We start from the raw sequence: 2584 nt of genomic DNA, 5'->3' as shown, positions 1-2584 counted from the left end.
CGTGCAAGAGTAGACTTTTAATGGTTCTATCCTTTGTTTTCTATGGCCAGGAGCAGTGAGGATAGACGAGAGGATAAGGGTCAAGGAACTTAAAACAGAGGGGTTCATGGATTCTCTCATCCACGGCAAACGTACCTGGCAGGGACAAGCCTTTCATGGCGTCGTCGAAGCAGGTTGATGATTTCGTAGTGCCACATGGGCATTAAGACATGCTGGCCCTCCTGAGCTTATGAAAGGATGTAATCGCCGATACAGACCAAATCGTGAGTAAGGTCAAAAATTGCCATTTCCTCTTCTGTCAGGCCTTCCCTCACGGTGCGAGACGCTTCATCACCCAGTGAGCCGATGAACTCCTTCAGCTTATTGAAAAACTCTTCTGCGGAGTAGGCACCAAGGTTGTACTCATCGACAAGTTCTTTGAAATTCTCCCGCAAATCCTGCCTGCATTTATTCCTGGCGACCATAGGTGTGAGCTTACGCTCTATCAGATTCTTAAATATTGTTCAAATAAGAAACTTTTTTGCTATTCGGCGGTCAAAAAAGATAGTTGAGCATTTCTGATATCGGCAAGACTGAAATTCAGTATTCTGAAACCCATCAGCGGGAACAGGGTGTTCAAAACTTTATAACCAGTAACAAAGTGCGGTGTTCTGTTTTTGGAAAGCACATTGGAAAGCACAAAAGTTGCATTTTTTAGGGAGTTTTAATTATGTTTCCAAGTCTGTCAACGATTTATATTCCGGTCCGATCTTCACCAACAGTATCTGATAATACTATCAATAAATTGGACGTCACGAATCCGCAGGGTGACATTGAGTCCAGTATTGATCTGAATGAAATGCGTGCCAAGGCCAAGGAAAAGAGTAATCTGGTTTGGGCAGGAATTGTCAGCACTGACGTTGATAAAATAACTCATCATGAAATAAAGGTGGCCAGTGGTGAGTCACTTTTTCTGAAGTTTCGTGGATTACGACCAAGTTATGATTGCAAGTTTCGTGTGACTGCCATCAGGCATCGGGATGTGAAAATATTTCTGGTCAGCGACTATACCGATCAGCGAGTGATAGAGGCTTCCGAGATAGTTGGCAAAGAGGGGCAAGATAAAATATTTGTCCTGGCTGATGAGTTGCCAGATTATGCTGAAAGAATGCGAAGTTTTCATCCCTTGTTGCCTAATATCCAGGGCGCTGACGTGAAGGATTTAATAAGCCATCTGGCAAGCAAGGGATTTTATCTCAAAGATGGCTTTGTCCGCTGTAATGGCTGTGAATACCGTGTACCTCTGGAGGAGTTTACCAAGAAAATGAACTCCCCGGAGAGTTATCTGGCATCAATGAAATCAATGCTGCCTTTTCTTAATGACGTATTGTTCAAAAGCGATGCTAATGAACACGATGATAACAATTGTTTTCTGGCCACAACGGATAAGAAAACATTTCTCCGGGTTAGTCACGCGCCAGATCCCAAAGTCGAAGGTGGGTTCAGAGAACAGGGGCACTATACTGTCTGTCAGCATAATGGCACTAATTACATCAAGTACCCAAGCTATACCAAACGGTGGTCCTACAATAAATTGAAAGAAGTGTATGCAAAGAGTTGGGAAAAGAAGTATGCTGATCGCTTCCTGGATCACGATAGTTATTCTCTTCTGTTTACCACAACGGTTCCAAAATCGGCAATGCTGTCTCAGGATGATTTAATTTATGAGGCTTCGCAGATTAAAATCGATCTTGACAGGTTGAGGCAAAAATATAATGATTTTCAGTGCCTCGTGAATCAGTCATCGGTTCATAATCCAGAGTTGGCCAAAGCATTAAACTTGCCTGCGATACAAAGCCTTTTATCCCCTGAAATTGGCCTGCTTTTTTCCAGAATCATCTTCAAAATCGGCGAGAAATCGGCCAAAAACCTGCCATGTCATGATAAACAGGGCTTGCACCATATGGTTGATCAATTGCTGAAATTTATCGAACTTCAAGGTGGTGATGTTGGTGATAAAGGGTTGAAGTGTCTCGGTATATACGCCGACGAAAACGATGCTGAAGCTGCCTGCGTGGATTTTGCTGTGCTGTCAGGGCAGAGCGAAATATCACCAATGCAGCAGCAGTGGCAGGAGCTTGAAAAAGGTTTTGCCCAAGCCATTACCACCACAATACTGAACCCTTTGCGAGAGATATTCAATACCCATGAGTTGGGTGATCCCGTCCTGAGCAAAATCTTTGGCGTCAGCGTGGAGGTTGTCTCACCGTCTGAGGTGCCAGCCCCTGCATCCCTGATGTCTGTGCGCAGACGTAAGGCATCGTGAGGGGCGGTTCATGTGGTTGTTGACAGAAGCCGCCAGAATGAAGGGCACGAACCTATCGGTATCCCCCCATCATAGACACGAGACCACCGGTTGACCTTTGTCGTTTGTATCGGAATGTATAGCACCGCACCAGGCAGTGTGCCATGAAAGGAGTTGGCGAACATCTTGTTTTTTTGGGTATTCCAATGCCCAGACGTTAGCAGTGCCTTTTCCTCCTGAGCCTATGACAAGCAGAAATCAATCGCTTGACTTTGCATCATCAAGCTTACGTTTTCGGTG

At 44.8% G+C, this 2584-nt stretch carries 2 protein-coding genes; one reads left to right on the top strand and one right to left on the bottom strand.

The features are described from left to right. Positions 1–227: 227 nt before the first annotated feature. Positions 228–485: a DUF3387 domain-containing protein gene (locus KDK19_RS06535; RefSeq protein ID WP_257282447.1), complete on the bottom strand. Its 258-nt coding sequence runs from the start codon at positions 483–485 to the stop codon at positions 228–230. A gap of 224 nt (positions 486–709) precedes the next feature. Here KDK19_RS06535 and KDK19_RS06530 point away from each other — a divergent pair, with 224 nt between their 5' ends. Then, positions 710–2305 carry a hypothetical protein gene (locus tag KDK19_RS06530; RefSeq protein ID WP_257291593.1) on the top strand — a complete coding sequence of 532 codons (1596 nt, stop codon included), beginning with the start codon at positions 710–712 and terminating at the stop codon, positions 2303–2305. The last annotated feature ends 279 nt before the right edge of the window (positions 2306–2584 follow it).

The sequence above is a fragment of the Endozoicomonas sp. ONNA1 genome, assembly GCF_024606325.1.
Classification (GTDB): domain Bacteria; phylum Pseudomonadota; class Gammaproteobacteria; order Pseudomonadales; family Endozoicomonadaceae; genus Endozoicomonas_A.
Note: the sequence above shows the minus strand (reverse complement) of the source record. Positions and strands in the feature narration are given on the sequence as shown.

What these genes read in the sequence shown, in the direction of transcription:
- KDK19_RS06530 (WP_257291593.1), top strand. Translation starts at nt 710, where the DNA reads ATGTTTCCAAGTCTGTCAACGATTTATATTCCGGTCCGATCTTCACCA.